The 21414-nt window shown below is 37.3% G+C and carries 17 protein-coding genes and 1 tRNA gene; 6 read left to right on the top strand and 12 right to left on the bottom strand.

Annotated elements, in window-relative coordinates; all coding sequences use genetic code 11:
• The first annotated feature begins 5 nt into the window (after window positions 1–5).
• The gene (locus QYC40_RS18145) at window positions 6–506 is read left to right on the top strand and encodes a DUF1573 domain-containing protein (RefSeq protein ID WP_301991655.1); all 501 of its coding nucleotides are present in this window, start codon (window positions 6–8) and stop codon (window positions 504–506) included.
• 532 nt (window positions 507–1038) lie between these two features.
• Here the strand turns inward: QYC40_RS18145 and QYC40_RS18150 are convergent.
• The 3 genes from QYC40_RS18150 to QYC40_RS18160 all read right to left on the bottom strand — a co-directional run bounded on the left by QYC40_RS18150 (window position 1039) and on the right by QYC40_RS18160 (window position 3017).
• Window positions 1039–1788, bottom strand: a complete 750-nt coding sequence (locus tag QYC40_RS18150) for an NYN domain-containing protein (RefSeq protein ID WP_301991656.1) — start codon at window positions 1786–1788, stop codon at window positions 1039–1041.
• Between the two features lie 284 nt (window positions 1789–2072).
• Window positions 2073–2801 (bottom strand): NADP-dependent oxidoreductase, encoded by a 729-nt coding sequence (locus tag QYC40_RS18155; RefSeq protein ID WP_301991657.1) that lies wholly within the window; start codon window positions 2799–2801, stop codon window positions 2073–2075.
• A gap of 15 nt (window positions 2802–2816) precedes the next feature.
• Window positions 2817–3017 carry a hypothetical protein gene (locus QYC40_RS18160; RefSeq protein ID WP_301991658.1) on the bottom strand — a complete coding sequence of 67 codons (201 nt, stop codon included), beginning with the start codon at window positions 3015–3017 and terminating at the stop codon, window positions 2817–2819.
• 75 nt (window positions 3018–3092) lie between these two features.
• Between QYC40_RS18160 and QYC40_RS18165 the strand changes: the two genes are divergently transcribed.
• Genes QYC40_RS18165 through QYC40_RS18610 form a run of 3 tightly spaced genes read left to right on the top strand, consistent with a single transcriptional unit; the run spans window position 3093 to window position 3928 of the window.
• Window positions 3093–3392: an AraC family ligand binding domain-containing protein gene (locus QYC40_RS18165; protein WP_301991659.1), complete on the top strand. Its 300-nt coding sequence runs from the start codon at window positions 3093–3095 to the stop codon at window positions 3390–3392.
• Between the two features lie 51 nt (window positions 3393–3443).
• Window positions 3444–3620: a hypothetical protein gene (locus tag QYC40_RS18170; RefSeq protein WP_301991660.1), complete on the top strand. Its 177-nt coding sequence runs from the start codon at window positions 3444–3446 to the stop codon at window positions 3618–3620.
• Window positions 3608–3928: a helix-turn-helix domain-containing protein gene (locus tag QYC40_RS18610; protein WP_367652303.1), complete on the top strand. Its 321-nt coding sequence runs from the start codon at window positions 3608–3610 to the stop codon at window positions 3926–3928. Before QYC40_RS18170 ends, QYC40_RS18610 begins: the two co-directional genes overlap by 13 nt.
• Window positions 3929–4146: 218 nt before the next feature.
• Here QYC40_RS18610 and QYC40_RS18175 read toward each other — a convergent pair whose 3' ends face one another.
• The 9 genes from QYC40_RS18175 to QYC40_RS18215 form a co-directional block, all read right to left on the bottom strand.
• Entirely contained in the window at window positions 4147–4917 is a 771-nt protein-coding gene (locus QYC40_RS18175; protein WP_301991661.1) for a hypothetical protein, read from the bottom strand.
• The gene (locus QYC40_RS18180) at window positions 4889–5725 is read right to left on the bottom strand and encodes a hypothetical protein (protein WP_301991662.1); all 837 of its coding nucleotides are present in this window, start codon (window positions 5723–5725) and stop codon (window positions 4889–4891) included. Before QYC40_RS18180 ends, QYC40_RS18175 begins: the two co-directional genes overlap by 29 nt.
• A 417-nt stretch (window positions 5726–6142) precedes the next feature.
• A complete protein-coding gene (locus tag QYC40_RS18185; RefSeq protein WP_301991663.1) occupies window positions 6143–6982 on the bottom strand; it encodes a hypothetical protein in 840 nt (279 codons plus the stop codon).
• A 542-nt stretch (window positions 6983–7524) separates the two neighbouring features.
• Window positions 7525–10293: an ATP-binding protein gene (locus QYC40_RS18190; protein ID WP_301991664.1), complete on the bottom strand. Its 2769-nt coding sequence runs from the start codon at window positions 10291–10293 to the stop codon at window positions 7525–7527.
• A gap of 837 nt (window positions 10294–11130) precedes the next feature.
• Window positions 11131–11203, bottom strand: a tRNA-Lys gene (locus tag QYC40_RS18195).
• A gap of 177 nt (window positions 11204–11380) precedes the next feature.
• Window positions 11381–13237: a RagB/SusD family nutrient uptake outer membrane protein gene (locus tag QYC40_RS18200; RefSeq protein WP_301991665.1), complete on the bottom strand. Its 1857-nt coding sequence runs from the start codon at window positions 13235–13237 to the stop codon at window positions 11381–11383.
• Window positions 13238–13241: 4 nt separating this feature from the next.
• A complete protein-coding gene (locus QYC40_RS18205; protein WP_301991666.1) occupies window positions 13242–16574 on the bottom strand; it encodes a TonB-dependent receptor in 3333 nt (1110 codons plus the stop codon).
• Window positions 16575–16789: 215 nt separating this feature from the next.
• Window positions 16790–17941, bottom strand: a complete 1152-nt coding sequence (locus QYC40_RS18210; RefSeq protein ID WP_301991667.1) for a FecR family protein — start codon at window positions 17939–17941, stop codon at window positions 16790–16792.
• A 99-nt stretch (window positions 17942–18040) separates the two neighbouring features.
• On the bottom strand, window positions 18041–18550 hold the full coding sequence (locus QYC40_RS18215) for an RNA polymerase sigma-70 factor (RefSeq protein ID WP_301991668.1): 510 nt from the start codon (window positions 18548–18550) through the stop codon (window positions 18041–18043).
• Between the two features lie 608 nt (window positions 18551–19158).
• Here QYC40_RS18215 and QYC40_RS18220 point away from each other — a divergent pair.
• Together QYC40_RS18220 and QYC40_RS18225 are read left to right on the top strand one after the other, a co-directional pair.
• Complete coding sequence (locus QYC40_RS18220) at window positions 19159–19341, top strand: hypothetical protein (protein WP_301991669.1); 183 nt, start codon at window positions 19159–19161, stop codon at window positions 19339–19341.
• A 53-nt stretch (window positions 19342–19394) separates the two neighbouring features.
• Window positions 19395–21101: a hypothetical protein gene (locus QYC40_RS18225; RefSeq protein WP_301991670.1), complete on the top strand. Its 1707-nt coding sequence runs from the start codon at window positions 19395–19397 to the stop codon at window positions 21099–21101.
• Window positions 21102–21414: the final 313 nt, after the last annotated feature.

Raw genomic sequence — 21414 nt, forward strand, 5'->3', positions numbered from 1 at the left:
TGACTATGAAAACTCTACTTAACATTTGCTGGATAGCATGTATTTTGCTGACGGTCGGCTGTAAGACACCGACGCAGATCACCAGTATGGAAATTGAAGACTCTGTTCGAACTTACCTTCCTATTCTTCAGGGGGATAAACAGGACATTATTGTCAAAGTAAAAAATACCGGGAAAACGGCGCTAAAGATTGAAGATGTTTTGCCTTCCTGTGCCTGTACAGATGCCAAGATCCTCAACAACCTCATCCCACCCGGAAAAACCGGATATATACAGATGAAGTTTGATAGCAATAAGAATATAGGCTATGCCGGAGTTTACACGACCATTGTTGCTAATACGCCCCAAAAATATCACACCTTGTTCTTCGAAATCAATGTGGTGCCCGATGCGAACAAGACCTTAGACTATGAAGAAATCTATAGAGATAACCTCATGTCCAACAAATTTTATCTCCGCGAAGCCAACAAAGGCAAGTCGCTTGATAAAAATTATGTAACTTACTAACATAGTTAGTGTGTATAAATAAAAAAGTAGTCGATGCTTGCAACGACTGCTTTTTTCTGATCTATCTCTTTTCAAAGTAAATCACGAACTTTCATTCCGGGCGCTGTTTTAGTGAAAACCTGACAATCTTGTTTTAATCGATTAAATACAAAGCACTATAGCTTAATTTAGCACAAGTTCCCTAGCCTTTGCCCGCTTCTGATCTACCTGTGCTACGAGTTCTACGCACAACGATCTACGCTCAAAATGTCAAAGAACATGTTTTGCCGAATCCTCACGGAACGAACAAGCCTAAGCGCCAATTCTTATTAACTTTAAATCAGCTGAATTAGACATTCCAAATATAGCCGTTATTTCTTTTTGCGAATATTAATTAACTATTACTAATTTGTGAGGATCTACTTTTATAGCCTATGCCAAATAGGAAATCTGCGAACTGTTTTTCGAGTTCCCAAAAGAGGGTTCGTTAATTTTTTAGTAAGTTGTTTGTTCGTTTCGAAAGCAGTTTAGAAAGATGCTTTCCTACCTTACCTTATTTCGGTTTGATAAAGATATGCTTAACACTTTCGTTATTCGTATCACGCTCATCGATAGCAAACTTCTTCGTGTCTTTTATCAATGGCAATAGCTTTTGAAAGCCATAATTTCGGGGGTCGAAATCCGGTTTCTTTTTGAGGATATAATTTCCAAGATGCGCTAAGAAAGTCCATCCCGTTTCATCCGCCAAATCATTCACACTTTCCGTTAAAATTCTAATGGTTTCCTTATCGACCTTGCTGATCGGTTCTTCCTTCTTCGCTCGTCTGTTCGTTGTGGTTCTGGTAGATGGTTTCTCTACCTTTTCCGCAGGCGCTTTTAAAATCTCTAAGTAGATAAACTTATCACAGGCGGAAATAAAGGGTTGGGGCGTTTTTTTCTCACCAAAGCCAATCACACGCATGCCCGCCTCCCGTAGTCGGGTCGCTAATCGCGTAAAGTCGCTGTCACTCGATACAATACAAAAACCAGTAACCTTCTCCGAATACAAGATATCCATCGCGTCAATAATCATCGCGCTATCGGTAGAATTCTTACCTGTCGTGTAACTATATTGCTGAACAGGGGTAATCGCATTTTCCAATAGAACCGCTTTCCAGCCTGAAACTCTGGAGGTCGTCCAATCCGCATAGATCCTTTTGATGGTGGGAGTACCATTCTTCGCGATTTCTTCCAACATCTCTTTAACATTGGAGTAAGGAACATTATCCGCGTCGATCAATACCGCTAATTTATCTTCTTTCATCGAGTACCTGTTTAGTTTGTCGGATAGCTTTTAACAGCATAAGCTAATTTACGAATTAATGAAGGCTTGAGAAAGAGATTCGAAAATTATAAGGAAGGTTAAAGATTTGAAGATAAGCATTCCACAGCAATAAAATTTGTTTTCCCAACAGTTAGGGCTGCAATCCCAATATTTTATTCCTTCGTTAAAGAGGCAACAGTGGAACCAAACCTATTTTTACTAGTTTTTCCCTATTTTTAATTTCATCCCATGATCGTGGTTTATCCTTTACCCATTGGATTTATTTACAGAGTTACCACAACTTTGCCAACGCTATGACCTGTATCGATTTGTAAATGTGCCTTTGTCTCATCGAAACTGAACACGTGCGAAATATAGGGTTTCAGAATACCTTTTTCTAACAGTGTTGCAATGTATTGCATATTACTACCACTGGAATAAACCGACATAAAATAACAAGCATGTAACTGTTTCTCTTGAGCTTTAAGTTCGTCCTCTTTCGTATGTTCAGAAGGCAAAGTAAGGATGGTTCCAAATGGTTTTAGAACTTGTACCGACTTTTGAAAATTGTCACCTCCAACGGCTTCCAAGACGAAATCGATATCACTGAGTACCTTTTCGAAACGGACGCTTGGGTAATCAATATGTTCATCTGCACCCAAACCGAGAACAAAATCCCGATTAGAGGAAGATGATGTCGCGATAACATAAGCCCCAATATGTTTTGCAATCTGAACGGCGAAATGCCCCACACCTACCGAGGCGCCATGAATGAGAACCTTATCCTTAGGTTTTAATTTACCGTAACTATCAAATGGCTGCCACGCTGTTAATGCCGAGAAAGTACTAGCAGCGGCTTCTATGTGTCTAATATTATCGGGTTTCAAAGCAAGATGCTCTGCCGGAGCGGCGACATATTCGGCATACGCCTTACCATGCCCGACAAAGTTCACCACCCCAAATACTTTATCGCCAATCTTAAATTGGCTTACCCCGCTTCCGATTTCCGTCACTTCACCGGAAACATCTCATCCTAATATCAAAGGATCATGGTGCGCTAAATCTTCAACTAACGGGGCCTGCCCGCTACGGACCTTTACGTCTACCGGATTAATACTGATGACTTTTACATTTATCAGCACTTCGTTGGCTTTAACCAGCGGTTTTTCAAGATTTTTGTAAACCAGGTTATCCGTGCTTCCAAAATTTTCTAATACGGTTGCTTTCATCTAAATTATATTTACATAGCAAATATAGACCGACAAACAGATCAAAAACAGGTACATATAAAGCATATTTGCGTTATGAGCGAAAATATCCACCAACCAATTGAAGTCTTCTATGAGAAAGTGGACGAATGCCCGCTACGTGACAGGACATTCAACTTCTTCGAATTGGTTTACGTTATTTCGGGAATAGGAAATCACGTTGTAAATGGGAATAAGATAGCCTACCATAAAGGTGATCATTTTTTAATTACCCCAAAAGACAGCCACGAGTTTAATTTGGAAAGTACCTGTGATTTTATGGTAATACGTTTTGGTGAAAACTATATAAAAGAATATCAATGGAAAAGTATAGACCATATAGAGTGTATCCTATAATACGCTTCCCACTTATAAGGGTCTGTCCTTGTCAATAAGGAAGATAAAAGTATGGTTGATCTATTCATACAAAACCTACAGCAAGCTATAAAGCATCAATCCATTTATAACGAAGACCTCATTCGTCATTTGGTCAACGCTATTATCGTCATCGCAGGGAGGAGTATTGCAGTGGTGAAACCTAGCGGAATATCGTCTACTTCAGAGGGCGGATATTGCAGATACTAGACTATATACAGGAAAATATTCGGCAACCCGATTTACTTAAAATCTCAGTAATTGCTAATCATTTTGGTATATCTCCAACCTACCTCGGCAGTTATTTCCGAAGACAGTGCAAAGAAACCATCCAACAATATATATCCGCTTATCGCATTGGCCTCATAGAACATAGGTTAAGGTTCAGCGAAAAAAGAGCTCATGAGATAGCTGATGAATTTGGATTTGCCGATGAGAGCCATATAAACAAATTGTTCAAAAGACATAAAGGTCTGAGTTTACTAGGATTTCGGAAAAGCGTTCAACATTCTGAATAAAAAGGAACAGAAGATCTTTATTTCTCTGCTACGTTTTTATGTCGTCGTGTTCACTATTAGAAACTTTGAACAAAAAATATTTTTCTATTTGAGACTCTCTATGTTAAAATGTCTTAACATTCGTGTTAATATTAGATGTACCCCATTTTCTCCCAGATTTAGATTCTGAAAAGGCAATTTAACGACTTTGTAGCATCTACGAAAAAAATTCCTAACAGCTATAGCCAATTTAAATTTGCCGTGTAAAATACGTGTTTTATGGTTAAATATGATGTAATTAAGATTAAACTAAAAATAATTACTGCCTCTACATTTCTAAAAACAATTGGCTTCTTATAAAGAAACAGAATAATTATCCTAAATGAAATAAAAAAGATAATAATGCCCCATAGGAAATATAACGACAATTTACTCTCATTTGGTTTGTAAATTGCCAAATCCTTGTATAAAAACCCTTTTTGTGTTCCTTTAATTCTCGATTCAAGTTCGAATTTTGGATTGATAACACCTTTTGACACAATTGTGAACAATAATAAAAATTTTACTCCATCACCCTCTTCTAACGCTTCTTCATCTCTCAAAAAAATATTTACTGTATCTTTTATAATTATTGTTCGGAATTTAAGATCATCTCTACTAACTTTTGAAATTGAAACAGAGAGTATATTAATACTATCCGTGGAATATAGCTTAATTGGCTTGTTTTTAATAAAGTCACTATAATCAATGAATTTATCTCCGTCGTTCCATAATATTAGCTCTGAAGAATAAACATTCTCTAATTCAGTGTTGTCATAAAATATTCTTAATTTTTCATCTGCTTTTTGAGCTATTAATTCGGGAACCGTAATAAAATATGCAGGAGTCTTATTACTTAAAGAAATGTAATAAAAATATATACTCGATAATAGAGCAATAATAAGTGAAGTAATTGGGTTTTTTAAAATTTTAAGAGTGTTTTTACCCAGTGTGTTGTCTATAGTTATCAAACCGTTCCGTATTTTTTATTATATATTTTTTTAACAGCCCTGTATTGGATTTAACTTCATCCACAGTTATAATAATTTTACCCGCTCCATTTAATTGATTTGAAGTGTGTAATGACCAAGACAGATTATTGATTTCTTCAGGTGTTAAATGTTGCGAACTATGAAAAGAAACTGTTTTACCTAAATTATCATCATAAAATCGACCAATTCCACTTAAATTATTATATTTTGTAACATTGCCAACTATCTCGCTTTTTTCTTCAGGTTCTAATTGTGAATGTACGTAGTCATACGTTTCCCTATTTAATTCTAAAATTGTACCAACTCTAGGGCGTTTTAACTCAATCCCAATATTTTGATCATCCTTAATCGGTCTATGTAATTGCTGTAAGGGAATTTCTAGAGCATCTGTTAATTCTTGTTCTAAAAATTCATTTTCTTCTAAAAGTTTTTTAGTTTGATACTCTATCGGTTGAGCATCTCTTCCAGTGGCTTTACTCCAAGTAAAATGTAAAAAATCCCCAAACACCCCGACAATAACTGAAGAACCAATAGCTTGAACCGCAGGATTATCGAAAGCAATTGTCACTAATTCAATGAAACTACCATTCTTAGGTGGATGAAGAAAAAATTTAACATTCGGAATTTTATCAACACGTCTTCTGACGGTTCCTTTTGTAACTAATGCATGTGATGTTAATGCAAGCGCTTTAGAAAGTCCATGCATAGAAGTTGCTGCATCGTATAAATCTAATAAGCTTTCATTTGCAATTCCTCCTGAGTATCTAATTATGAATTTCAATTGCATAGACGTTCTTTCGATTAATAATATTTTAAGGTTTTAAGGCATTCCGTTTTGGAATTAGCATCGTTAATTTACATCAAACCAAGCTGTAAACAAAACGGTTTCCAGTAATTTACCTACATAGTTTACTGTTTGTCAAAATTGATGCGTCTGGTACCCCTTAAACTACATAAAAACTCCTAAATCGTTTTAACCTTATTAAAAATCTCCGCCCTTTTAGATTTTGGATTGCTAGAGACCACTTAGATTCCAACGTCGAAACTATTTTTGATTGACATATGAGTAGTTCCTATGCTGTCAAAAATATGGGCATCACTTTCCATATACTATGTATATTTCGCTAAAACTTAATATCGAATTTCTCATCAACAACCTTCGCTCAAATCGCAAAACGGCGAGCGAATAACAATGATGTTATAATTATTCGTTTTTCGTCGTTTCGGAGATATGATGACCTGTTATAACTAATTTCCAGTTATTAGGAAAATCTTTATTTTTCCATGCTAATTCAATACTTTCCGGAGTTGCAATTGAAATATCTTTTATAAAGAAAACGGCATAGAATGTATCATATCTTAAATCATTTACATAGTTAACAGAATCAATTTTTAACTGATCTAAGAAATTGTCAATATTATCATCTTCAGATTTCAAAAATTTATATTCAATCGCAGAATTTAATTCTGGGATTAATATATCTGGATGATATGTTTTAAATTGCTGTATAAATGACGCTTTATTTAATAGTCTGCATGAATGAAAATATAACCCTAACGCCCATTTTACTTTTTTGTAGATCTCGGCCTCACTGTCTAGACTGCAATTGGTATTTTTAACAATATGACCGGTATTCTTTAAAATCGAGATTAATTTTTTTTGATTGTCAATTTCTGAAATATTATAGTCAAAGAAAGAGAATGCTTCTAGAAACCTTCTAAAAAGCAAAGCTATCTTCAACTCGGACGGCGCATCTGGGTGGGTTTGAACTTCTTCAAATATGTCCTTTTTAAATTGACAATCCAACTCATTTTTAAATTGAATTAATAGTTGTGGAAGTTGCCGTACTTCAAAATAAGTTTGAATTAGAATATACAAGTCTTTTAAACGATGTTTAATCCAATATTGTGTAAAACCAGGATTCTCTTCTTCGAAATCATCAACATCCCCACCCTCGTTTAGACTAAAATGTTCTATTTCAATTATACTTAGTGTTTTTTTTATTCTACCTTCTAATTTCTCAATCTCATTTTGCTTAAACATATTGAACTTTTTTTTAATGTTAAAAATAAACAAATTTTTCGTTAACTAACTGACTATAAACTTTATGGAACCAGGATTTTGCCACAGAAATTTACGAGGGGCTTAAAGCGTAAGAATTGGCTTCCAATTATTTTCGTTCATTTCAAAAAGAGAGAAGAAATCAAACATTTTTACTGGATTTTCCTTCCTCTGATGAAAGGAATAATAAATAAAATCCTTCACTCTTCGTTATTACAGAATCAACAACTTCAATCATAATCACCAATCACTCTCCAAAACCAGAAAAAGCTCCCCTAGTCCTAGAGAAGCTTTCCAGTGATCCCGTTGGGACAAAACTTGAACCATTTAATGGAGGATTTGTGGCGGTGGAATCAGTTGAAATAAAATCCATTTAAAAGATTTTGTTAAAGAATTTAAGTTTTCAATACCGTAACATTAAAGCACATCACAAAAATTATTTCTTTACATTGTATTTTACTTGAATGATAATACAATCATTGCACAATGCCTGTTTGGTTTTCCATTAAAAGCGTCAATTTAATTTAAGTAACCGCATTTTCGAATTTATCAATAATTCTAATATCAGTAGCTGGAGTAGTAGATCCTTTTTTAAGAACATCATACTTGATAGCTAATTTGTCACCAACTTTAATGTATCCCCATTTAATCCATCCAAAATCAAATTTACGAACATTTAGGTAGAATTGGTTATTTTGACTATCACTAGCAAACATATAGGAGGACATTCCAAAGTTTCCTTCAGGTAAATTATATACTTTTACAATAGTAAACCCGTCATTTCTAAGCTCTCGCATATGCTCGTCATCATAAACTTCTTCTCTTTCAGGTGAATACCATCTCGAAGATGTTAATGGATTCGGGTTTGCCTTGAAACTATAAGAGTACAGCTTTTCAAGAAATATTTTATTTTCAGAAGATTCAATTGATTGATCTTTTAAATTTAAAACGATGTTGAAGAAATGCTCAGCAATGAAGGTTACATATTTGTAAATAAAATCTTCTGAAAACGATAAGCGATCGCTACCTATATGAATTAAATCTTTCAACATTTTGTTTACTTCTATACATGCTATTAATGGATAATCTTCATTTCTAAAAATTTCGTTAAAGATGTTCAGAACTTCCGTAAATGCTTTTTCTATATCGTCAGTATTTCGATTTAATTCTACACTTCTTTTGAAAGCAGACGCTCGATATGTTCCCATCATTACAGACCAGTCTGGATCAATCCTCCAATCTGAAGTTTCATCAATAATCTTTACGTATTCGCCTTGAAATAACAAGCATAGAAAGTGTAGTTTTGTTAAGGATGCGGCATATTTTTTTGAGGATTTTTCAGGTCGATTTAATTGCTTATCGAGGAGGCTATCAAAAATTTTTTGAGCTATGGGGTAATCTTTTTTATGAAAGTAATTTAAGGCCTTTGCCATTAAATACCTTGGATTACCTTTGTCCAAGCTTATTGCTTTTTCTAAAATTATTTGAGTATTACTTTCGTCTTGAAGGGCTTGTAAGATTCTAGAATAATGGAATAGTAGTTCGTCATTGTTGGAATTATAAGCAATTAGCTCGCTAAATCGACTCTTCAATCTTACAAGTTCTGTATGACTTCGTTTATTATGAGGCCTTGCGAGAACTCGATTTAAATCAATTATTAGCGATCTAAACGATTCGGCTATATCAGATGAAATAAAATCAAAATCAAATTCATTTATGCCCAGAAGGTGATTTCGGTTGAGTTGTTCTTGGATTTTAACTTTTCGGTATTTAATGTTCTGCGATATTTCATTACGAATAGAAATGTTTCTAGGGTTTATTAAAAGTAAATCACGAATTGAGTCACTTAGGTTAAATAAGTCGTTGCCTGTCTCGCTTGTATATCTTACTATTAGGCTAGTCTTTGATAATTCATTTAAAGATTCTGAAATTTCTTCATTTGAGAGTTCTAGTAAATCAATGAGCTCAGATTTGCTAGATTCTCCAGTTACATAAATTGATTCTAAAATAGCAATTGAGTTTTCGGAAAGGGACTCAATCAAATTGGTGTATGAGAAGGATGCGATATCTTTTTGCGATTTATTTATTGACCCAGAAATATCTACTCCTTTAAGATATAAATCAATTGTTAATCGAATTGCTAAAGGGTTGTTATTTGCTTTTGTAGCAATTAATTCAAGATCTTCTTGACGGAAATCGCTAATTCCTCGTCTCTTAAAATAGCTTCTGCTCAAATTTACTGCATGTCTTTTAACTAATGTTGACAGCGGAACTGTCGTAGCAGAATCTATCGAAATACGGCTTGTAACAATGACTCTCCAAAAAAGTGGAAGAGATTGATTAAATTCAATAAATTCATGTTGAGAATGTACTAATAGAGTTTCGAGGTTATCGATGCAAATCAAAATTTTTTCCTTATCTAGAACTGTACATGCCTCTTCAAAATTTCCAAATTGTTTATCGCTGTACAAAGATGCTAGATCATCAAAAATTGAATCCTTGATTTGGTTTATACCGTTTATAGCTTCAATGACTTCAATTCCGTCTGCCGTTAACCGTTCGTTTTTTAATGTACAAAAAACAATAGCATCAATTTTATTATTCCATTCTAGACTTAAACTAATATCCTTTAAAAATTGTAAAATCAATGCTGTTTTGCCTACCCCACCCGGGGCTACTAAAGCTATAAGGTTATTTCTTGCTTTTGACAAAGTTGCTTCCAAATCCCTGGTCTCTTTATCTCTTCCAAATAAGCCAGTAATTTCATGATCAAATGATGATGGTAGTGTGTTTGGGATGGACCAGTTAACATTGCTAAGCCATTCATCTGGGGGCGATGTTAGATTCCCCGAAATCGCTGCATTCAAAGCTTGTCTAATTTCACTAAGGCCTAATTGTAAGATTAATGGATCACTTGCAATTGCCGCTGCTCGAAACCAATAAACATCTGGAAATGGCCTATTTGGGTGACTTATAGCATTTCTTATGTCAAAGATGTTCATGAACATACAGAACTTTTTTAAGTCAAACATTTTAGACTCAAAAGAAGTATTTTTAGTTATGTCAATTGCCATGTTAAAAATTTCATCAAGATAACTAGCTTCAACGAGTAACTGAATATCATTTCGGTCGAGTGTTTGTCCTCTTGCAACTTCTCTGTCTGCGATTGAATCGACATTTTTTGCAGTTATACTTTCAATGTCGTCTTTATTTAAGACATAATCTCCAAGGGAAGTTTCAAGAGCATAAATTATCATTGCGCTCTTAATACGAAGTAGTTGTTCTTGATCCATATTATTAGGTTAAGGAAATTAAATAATTAGTTGATAAAGATATTGTTAATAATTCTTGGTTCAAAAACTTTGAAAGTTGAACTTTTAAAAAGTTCTTAACAATATATGTAGATAGTTGGAGAAATCAAAGGAAAGTCCCGTACAAAAGTTGGGAAGGAAAAAAGTAATCAGAAATTTGCGTTTTTTATTATTAGTTAGATGTATAATTCGTTTAGAACCCTAAAGTCGTTAGTTTTTCCAGAAGGAGTTTCTGATTATTTTTATATGACCCATTGTTCAAAAGGAGCAGGTTGATTGGACTTCGTTCTGGAAGAGATGAGCGTTAGAAGATAAAACTTAGTCATAGAGCGGGCTAGAAAGGCAAAGTAAAGGCAAGCATAAAATGTCTTTTGATCAAAGAGAAATAGGAGCTCTTTTATTTTAACAATATCTCGACATAGAAAAAGCATATAGGCTACCCTAGGAACTGGTTTGCACAATCAATACTACCATTGATAAAATTCATACCTCTATTTATTGCTTAAATTAGCAGATAAAGTAGAGCAAGTTGGTCTTAAATCATTTAATATTTTCTCGCGACAATAAAAATTCATCGCAAGAGGATACTGACTTACTTCAACAATAAGAGAAAAAAATGCTTCAGCTGAATCTTATGTTGCGAAAATAAAGGCTTTCAAAAGCGAGTTCAGATTGGGTGGCGATATCATTTTTCCCTCAATACATATTTGTTAAATCCACTGGATTTAAAACTGGCTCCAGCCCTTGCCAAAAAATGCAATTATTCGAATCCAGGCGGTCACCATTAAAAGCTCCCCTATTCCTAGAGAAGCTTTCCAGTGACCCCGCTGAGGCTCGAACTCAGGACCCACAGATTAAGAGTCTGTTGCTCTACCAACTGAGCTACGAAGTCATTTAACACATCAAAGGTACAAGACCATACAACAAAATCAAAAAAAAATATCCTTCTTTTGATTTTCAATTGCAGCCCCTGCTCACTCCATAGCCATCCTCAAAGCCCGCTTCAGAGAAATACATCTATAGAAAAGGACAACCATCAAATGATGGCTATCCTTTCTAAATAACCAAATTACCAACCAGGGTTTTGCACTAAGTTTGGATTGATTTTAATGTATTCTACATTTATTGGAGCCAAATATTGTTTAGCGTCAAAGATAAAAGGTCTTCCCGGCAGATTCCGAGGCGTATAGAATGCTTGAATGGTATTTCCTTGAGCATTTAATCCTCTCATACCTATTCTGTCGACCTCATAATCCGCAACAGCCGTCTTCCAACGCTTCCTGTCATATAAAGAATGTCCTTCGAACATCAACTCAATTAAACGTTCTCTTTTCACCGCATTAACAAGTGCTGTTCCACTCAATGCACCGCCATTGGAAACTTCTAGATCGGGAATTCCAGCTCTATTGCGAATAGCATTGATATATGTTGAACCGTCCGCATCTAAAGTTCCTGAATAGTTCGCAACAGCTTCAGCATAGTTCAGATACAGCTCGCCTAAACGAATAATCGGGAAAGGATATGCAGAAACTGTAAACGTGTTTGAAGTTACGTTCGTACTGGGATGAACACCTTTTTTAATCGCATAGCCACTATATAAATGGTCGATATCATTTCTAGGAACACCATTAGATAAGGTTACACCATTGGTTTCTCCCGGTCTTAGTTTTAATTGACGAGTTTCGTTATTAATCTCATAATCCCCTCGATCGAATCCGATATAGGCGTAGAACCTGGGTTCACGATTTCTATGAAGTTTTATCGTTTCATCACCGGCTTCGATCTTATAACGATTGGCGAAATCATAGGCGGGATCTTTCTCCATAGGCAATCCGCTTTTCGTGTAAAATAGCTCAACGGCATCCAATGTTGCTCCTACGCCTCCTACCGGCGGATTGTTTTTCCATCCACGCGGAATAACCAAAGTTTGGAAAGAATACTGCGCATCAGTATTTTCCTTATTAGCAGAATATCCCCAGATTAATTCCGTATTCCAAGGGTCTACCATCTGCCATCTCGTGTTCAGGACAGCTTGTTTGAAAGGATCAGCAACTGTGGTTTTATTATATACGTAAAGCCTGTTTCCGGCAGCCTCTGCCATCTCGATTGCTCTCTTATTTTCATCCATCGCTTTCTTCCATTTCTCTTTGTCATAAGTTTGAGAAATAAGCTGAGTTCCATCGTTGTTTTTAAAGGCCGCGTAGTCCGTATTCCCGTTGTATAAAGGGCTGGCAGCAAACAAATACATCTTTGCTTTTAATGCCTGCGCAATTACTTTATTGGCCCGTCCATAATCACTTCTCGCATTGATAACCATCGGTAAATCAACCGAAGCCGCGTCGAATTTATCGGCAATATATTTTACACAAACATCATAAGGAGATCTCGGTCTAAAAAACTCTTCCCCTTGTGCGTCTGTAGGAATTAACTGATCAACAATAACCACAGGTCCATAATTTTGCAAAAGGACATAATGATAATACGCCAAAAGGAAATTCGCCTCTGCTCTCCAAACTATTTTCTTTTGGTCTAATTCTGCTTGACTGATGGAAACAGGAGAGGCTTTATCAACATTGTCCAAAAACAAATGACATTGCCGAATTCCCTTATAGCAGTTTTGCCAAATATCAAGAACAGGGCTACTGGCAGTATATAAACCTTGTTGTACTTTTAAGAACGAAAACCATTGGGTACCCCAGTGATAGGATGCCACTGTTTCATTCCCCATGATCCAACTGAAGTTGGTTCTTGCATCGTTATACCGTGGAATATAGGAATAACAGGTAAATAGAAATCCCTCTGCCGTTAGTTCATTTCTAAAAGCATCTTCCAATCTCGGGGTGTCATCCGGAACAATGTCCAGGAAATTACAACTCGATACGAATATAAATACCGCGGATATTAATAATAAAAATCGCTTTTTCATTGCATTAAAAATTTAATTGTCCCTCTATTGAAAACACTCTGTTATTCGGATATTTCAGGCCATTTCCACCACCTAACTCAACATCCCAAAATTTGAATTTTGAGAATGTCAGTAAATTCTGTCCGGACAAGAAAAATCTGGCGAATTTATGGGTGTAGCCGATTTCAGCATTCTTTAACCTGACGAAACTACCATCACGCATCCAATGTGTAGAATTCTCAAAGTTGCTGTGCTGATTTATCCCCGTAATCAACCTTGGATACATGGCATTTGGATTATCCTCAGTCCAATAGTTTCCAACTAAATAATCCATAATGGTGGATGCTTCGTTGTTGAATGGATGAATCCCCGAGATAAATAAACTAGTTCGCGCTGCCCCCTGAAAGAAAAACGAAGCATCGAATTTTTTGTAAGAACTGGAAGCTCCGAAGCCATAGACTATTTCAGGAACCGTTGGTTTTCCGATGTATGTTTTATCAAAGGCATCTATCACATTATCTCCATTCATATCCTTATACTTAATATCTCCAGGCATCAAATCCTTGCTCAAGGAATTCACAGGGCTGTTGGCAATGTCTGCAGCATCTTTATAATATCCTTCGGCGATATATCCGAATGAAGTATGTATAGGGTGACCAATTTGTGATTGGTAAGCGAATTGTTGAGACGGCTCATCGCGTTCGGTTATTTTATTCTTGGCGTAAGTGAAAGTTCCTCTTACGTTCAGATAAAAATCATTCGCGAAGGTTTTTTGAAAACTTAAATTGGCATCAATACCGGAGCTTTTTACTTTACCAATGTTCGCATAGGCCTCTAAACCTACAACACCAACTTCAGCGGGAATAATCCGACGCTGCATGAAAATATCCGAACGGTTTTCTACAAAATAATCTCCCGTAATATTGATCGCATTTCCAAATAGACTGATATCGGCACCAACATTGTATTTGCTGCCTTTTTCCCAAGTTGCAGGAAGGTATCCCAATTTGGAAATATCAGCACCCGATAAGCTGTTCTGCCAGTCATCACCGAATGTATAAGATCTTGCAGCGAGGTTAACTTCCTCTAAATACGGAAATCTTACCAATTGTCCCGCAGAATTATATACGCTCGCATTTCCAACTAAGCCCCAAGATCCTCGTATTTTTAAACTGCTGATCGTATTTTTAATAGGTTCCCAAAAGTTCTCATTGGAGATCATATATCCCACGGCTATGGAAGGGAAGAAGCCCCATCTGTTACCTTTAGCAAAAGCTTCAGACCCATTATATCCGAAGTTTCCCTCAAAGAAATATTTACTTCCATAGGCATAGGTCAAACGACCAGCTATCCCTTGGTTTCGGGTTGGTAGGGACGCAACAAGATTACTTGGATTGTTCGGATTGTAATCTCGCGCCAAATAGGTTAGCATCGCACTGATGTCATGCTTTCCAAAGCTTCTCAACCAATCTGCAACAAAGTTGAAGTTCATTAAACGGTCGCCAGAAGAGCTGAAAACGTTGGATAAAGCCGTCGTTCCCCGGGTTACATTGCGGTAGGTATACTGATATCCTCCTGCCCCGGGCTCGAAATTTTGCACCTCATAGTAGTAGGGCGTAAAAAATCTTCGTTGGAAAGAATTCGAATAGTTCTTGAAAGAAACTAAGCCTTTTAAGTTGAAACCCTCCAACAACCAATCCATCTTTTGATTTACCTCTAAGGCTGCAATGTTAGTCGTTTCGAAACTTTCTCTATATCCAGACACCATAGAAGCATAAGGGTTATAATAGATGTTATCTCCAGAACCTGAAGGATGGGGACCGCCTGAAAGATTACCGAAGAATATATGATCCGGAAACTCCACATTTGCCGGCAAAGTCGGTGTAAATAAAGCGGGGGGTGCCGTAAATAATCTGGAATAAAGTTCAGAAGAAGTCAAATTAGAGCCATTATAATCCTGCATCTGCGAATTAAGCCGAATGATAGCTTTGGTCCGACTCGTCAGGTTGACTCCCACGTTTGCAATTAAATTGTAGCGTTTCATCTTGATGTTGTTGTCAAAGTCATTGAATTGATCTTTTTTCAACAAACCATTATCGTTGTTAAACGTAGCGCTCACAAAATAGTCCGCTTTAGCGCCACCTCCTGCCACATTGAAATTCGCATATTGGTTTAGTGTGACATCCTTAAACATGACATCGTACCAATCCACATCGGGATACGCAATAGGATCTAAACCTTGTCGCGTAGGTTCAATCTTGGTTAGCTGATCAAACCTTGGAGCCAATCCGCGGTTAGTCAACGCATAATTATACGCTTCCATGTATTCTACGGCATTGCCAAAAGTTACTGGGTTGGTTGGACTCGAAACGGTATTCTCAACTCGGAAGTTGATACGAGCCTTGTCAAAATCACCTCCACGCTTTGTTGTGATTAACAATACCCCATTCGCACCACGGGCACCATAAAGTGCAGTCGCCGAAGCATCTTTCAAAACAGAAAAATTATCAATTACTTCGGGCGCCAGGTTATTCATATCTCCCGTTGAGGATTCAACCCCATCGATAAAAATCAACGGTTGACTAGGTCCTGCAAAGGTTGAGATACCGCGAATCCAAAAATTGGATCCATCCGCACCTGGCTCGGCTCCGCGCTGTACAGCAATCACCCCAGAAATTCTGCCCGCAAATGCGTTACTTAATGTGGAAGTAGGGACCTTCAATTCTTTTGCAGAAACCGTGGAAATAGCACCAACAACAGAAGCCTTTTTTTGCTTACCGAAGCCCACCACAACAACCTCATCCAAAGATTCGGAACGCGAATCCAGGCTTATCACGACTTCAGATGCAGAATAGGAAACCCTTTTGCTGGTATGTCCAATTAACTTAACCTCAATTTCAGCACTCGCTTTTGAAACTGGAAGAACGAATCGTCCATCTTGGTTGGTTTGGGTCTTGGTATTCGTGCCTACTTCAGTTAAAATAACATTAGAGAGTGGATTTCCATTAGCGTCTACTACTTTCCCTTTAAACTGCAATTGCTGCACAACAGCACGCTTAGTATTTGGAATGCTTACACTTTGTATAACAACGGCATTATTAAAAATGCTGTAAGTAAAATTACTGCCGCTAAATACCTTATTTAATGAGTTTTCTAAAGATTGATGTCTTAAATCGACGGATGTATTATAATTCGACAATATGCCTTTTTCATATACAAATCGAACACCGGTCTGCTTGGTAATGCTTTGTAAAACCTGTTCAACTTTGGTGTTTTTGACCTGGAGAGAAATCTGGCCTTTGGTAGATCCGTAGCTTGCAAACATGGAAGCTGCGAGGAGAACACCTGCTAATTTCATTCTAAAAAGAGTTTTCTGAATCCCCTGTCGCCTCTTTTTGGGCCATAAGGGGGTTTCAGAATAAAATAAATTATTCATAAATTGGTAGAGAATTAATGGTTTAATACGTAAAATCTAAATTCGAATGGAGCGGAGGTATTGCCTTACCTCTGCTTTTTTTGCCGCGTAAATTTATCTCATCTATAGTCCTCCTTAAATTGGTTCATTGGGTATAATTATTGAACTATCAGTTTGTCACTTTCGATTACAAAATCATAGTTTGTTAACTTCTTAAGTAATAAGCACAATTCACCTAATGTGACTTCTTTGTTGATGCTTCCCATATATTTTTTTGTGCTAAGTGCTCTCTTAAGAATCAAATCGACTCCATACCATCTTTTTATTTCATCTAGAATTTCTTCGATATCCTTATCATTGAAATTGAAATATCCCTCCTTAATGGCGTAGGCTTGTCCCAAATTCGTTGCTTTCTCAATGACTAAGGATTGATTGCTGAATTGAGCCTGATGTCCAACATCGATCGCTGTAAGGTTTTGACCAGTAGCTAAATCAACCTTTCCTTCAGTCAATATGACTTTTGACTCATCTTTGCTATAATTCGTAACAGAGAAGGCTGTTCCGACAGCCTTAATCTGCATGCCGTCGATTTGGACAATAAATGGTCTGTCAAGATCTTTAGCGACTTCAAAATAAGCCTCCCCTTTTAGGCGCACGCGCCTTTCTTTGGCAGAAAAACCAAATACATACGTTAATTGAGACTCTGGATTCAACCAAACTTTTGTACCGTCACTTAAGGTAAGTGCATAAAAAGAGCGCTTCGGAATCTTAAATCGATAGACAGGATTGCTTGAAGAATTTTTTTGTTTTAAAGAATTTTGAAAGCTATGATCGTTCTCCCGATTATCTTTGGGGTTTTCAGTCGACAAGTCAAATTTCCCGACGCCGTCAATCTCCAGTTGAGCAAAATTCCTCCCCGGCAGAACGTCATTCTTTTGACCAAATTGTTCCATATTTAACAAATAGTCGGGCTTTTGATTGGTATCCCACCAAATGAAAGAAGCAATAGAAATTGAAATCAGTACCGCCGCTACTTGCAAATATGTTTTCCGACTAAAACCGCGCTTAGACTCCTCATATCGATTAGCTTTTCGAGAAAACTTACGCCATTCCTTATCCAGATCGCTATGGCTAGGTTTGAAATCAAGTACAATTTGCTCATTGCTGAACATAGTATGAAGAATCTCTCTCCCCTCTGGATATTTGTTCAATAAATTATCTAAAGCTAACTTTTCATCAGCAGACAATGCTATCCCTCTAGCTAGTAAGGCTGCTAGTTCGGCTAAAACAATCTGGTCTTGATGTATCATAATTTAGTAGTAAGTAACTTGAGATTCGTAAAAGGGTGATTAGCGCTTAAAGAAAAAACAACACAACGTATAATACACTGATTACAAGCATTATATTTTTCAATAAAATAGTATAAATAGGACCTTTAGAATCTTAATTCTTAGCAATCGAAGAGCTCGTTGCCGCTGTGTCTTCACTGTATTGATGCTAACATTCAATTCTTGCGCGACCTCTTCGTATTTCATTCCATTAAAATATATAAGCCGGCAAATATGTTGGCAGCCTTCTGGTAGTTTAGACAGTTCTTCGTATAACTCTCCCATAACCTCTGCGCGAATTAAATTATCCATTAAACCGTACTGATCTTCCTCTACGTGGATGAAACTGCTGTTTATCCTACTTCTCGTTTGATTGTTTCTTAGGTAGTTTAAGCTCATATTTTTCACTGTACTATATAAGTAGCTCTTAATTACAATCTCAGACTTAACCAAAATATCGGCCTGTTCCAGCAAATTTAAAAAGGCATCTTGGACAATATCTTTCGCAATTTGTTCCTCCCTTACCCAATGAATGGCAAAAGATTCTAGTCTTAGAAAATAAGTTTTAAAAAGCCTTTCTACCGACTCCATATATACATAGTATGAACCAAATTATTCCCCGATCTCACTCTTCATCCTCCTCCCCTTCTACATTTAAAAAGCTATGCTCTCTCCCCAATCCCCCTAACCCTTTACATATATTGTGTATTTTCCAAAAAACAAACAATCAATTCAATATATAAATGCTAAAGCAATTAACTATGCAGACATAACAACACTAATTACTTAATATAAAAACATTATTACTACATATCACTAGCATATTACCGCTTAAAGTAAATATATCGCCACAAATATTTATTCTATAGTATAATTTCATTCCTAATAGACAATCTAACCAACAGTTGTTCAAAATAACCCCGAAAGACTTTATTTATTTACTAATACATATTTATTGAAACAAAGTTTACAAACACTCAAGTTTCAGCTACAACATCTTTAATTTATTAATAGACACGACATTTTCGCCAATTTCGTCGTTTTTTTTGAAGATCGATCTGTGTTACATTTGTCTGAATTACACGCAACTGCGCCTACGCTTGTCCGAAGCGCAGACCAATATTTGACGCTACATCGATCTGAAAAACAGAAACTTCCAACACACGAGTTTCTTTTTACGAACAATACAACTATTAATAATGAACTATCGGAAAATCCAATATGTCGCACCCATGATAATCTTGACTACAGTAGAGATGGAGAGCGGCATTGCTGCAGGCTCAGCATCACTTAAGCCCGGAACCTCAAATAGTCCGCTTGTCCCGCAAGTCGAAGACTGGACAGATAACGGAAACCAATCCAGTGATTTCGACGTGCTGTAAAAAGCCCATCGGTTTTAGTGACAATATTTTCAGCAGAACTTATGAAAAACAGCATGACCAACACATTATCAAAATTATGGCGATCGCCTTTGCTAGCCTTTGCTTTGATCCTGTTTACACAATGTAAATCGTCGATTGATCTCAAAGAAGAGCTACCTCCGTTTATCGGCACCACCAACCTTAAGTTTAATATACAGGGGCTGGAAGAAGCGGCCACCCAGATAAAATCCAATATTGGATCCAAAGCCAGCATTGCACGCAGCAGCGCTGTCCAAACGACGGAAACCTTCGTTTCCGGAACCTATGCAGATGCCTTGATCAGTTTGGAGCAAGACCGTAAACCGGTGAGCAGCAGCCTGGCCTCATCTAACAACGAAGTCAAAGCAACTAGCAGGCAGACGAAAGCGGCGACATCACCCCTTCCGACAAACACCAAATACAGGATCCTCCTGCTCGATGCGCAAGACAATATTCTTCAAAACGTAGTGGGCTCCTCCGGAACCGACCCTAACATTCCTGTAAACTTAGGCTGGACCTACAAATGGGTGGCCTTCTCCACCAACGAAACAGGATCGGTGCCCGATGTAAACAGCGCAACCAAAAGGTTCGCCAAAGCAGACTTAACGAATAAGGATATTCTACTGGCATCCGGAACGATCAGCATTGGCGCTGGAGAAAATTATTTATCAATTGTACTTAAGCGACAAACTGCGCGCATTCGTGCGAGAGTAAATGTGAGAGGCATGTTCGGCACAATCGCAACCGACACCAAACTCAGTATACAAAATAACGCCAGCACAGGTATTAACCCCATAACAATGGGAGACCTGGACATTATCAGCGGAAACTTTATAAACGTAGGACCGGTTAACGGAATCGTCAATGCTGCGAGCATGGTCAATGAAACCGTAGCCGAAGGCGCCTCCGTTAAGCTGGCAAGTTTCTACACCCTGAATACAACACCCATAGCGGCGAAAAACCTGAAATTCAACTTCGCCCCACTGGCGATCGTTCTGGACGATGCCAGAATTAGGAAGTTCAACAACTTGACGTTTGGAGCTGAAGAAGCATTCACCCCCAGCATCGGTTCTAGCCATTTCGCAACGCTTCGCTTAATAGAATCGCCGATTAAAATCAATGGCATCATGTGGGCAAGAACTAACTTAGTCTACGACGCCAACAAGCTCGATCAATATCGACTTAAATCAAATCCCGGAGGATCTTCATCCAGCACCAAAGACCGCGATTTTTGGAACTGGATGGCACAAACGCCAACAAGCGCAACGGCAAACTTCGATGCCTGCAACGAACTATACCCAAAAGGAACCTGGAAAATGCCAGATCTGCCGACCTGGGAATCCATAAACCAGCCCAACCGAAAGGAAGAAGTGCTTGGCCTATTTTGGGGAGCAAACTATGGCGCCATTTGGGATAGAGACAGCGACTACCCTGAAAATACAGCATACGACAACAATGTACTATACATATCCTACGGCGGATTCAGAACCGAGCCGAACTTTTTCGGAAATACAAGCGTACAAGAAAGCCCCATCGGTATTGCGGCAGGCTTACTTGCAGGTGGGGAATGCCACTATTGGACTTCCACCAGCCAGAACAACTCAAGAGGAAGGGCTGTAAAAGCCTCTTTTACTCACGTGGGCTGGATATTCGGCTGGAGCAACATCACCTACACTTCCGAGAAGAAATCTGAAGGCAGAAACGTCCGCTGCGTTCGCGCAAAAAACAACCCAAATTCATAGTTATAGTAATACTCTGCATGTTAAGGGCAATTCAGATCAACGAATTGCCCTTCGTTATCCTACTATCTACCCCAAAAAGGAAACATGCAGACATTGCTTAATTGTGGTAATGCTAAACAACTCTATTACATTTGCTTACCGCATATAAACAAATAGTAGCCGAATTGCTACAAGCATTTATATTATTAGGATAATTACCGATAATAATAAACAACCCAACTATCAGTTATTTTATATCCGTAGAAATGATATATTTTTTTCGTCGCAAAAAAAGTGACTTAAATCATCTTTAAATATTTTTATCTGTCACGTT

Origin of the sequence: Sphingobacterium sp. BN32, assembly GCF_030503615.1 — a bacterium.
GTDB lineage: Bacteria > Bacteroidota > Bacteroidia > Sphingobacteriales > Sphingobacteriaceae > Sphingobacterium.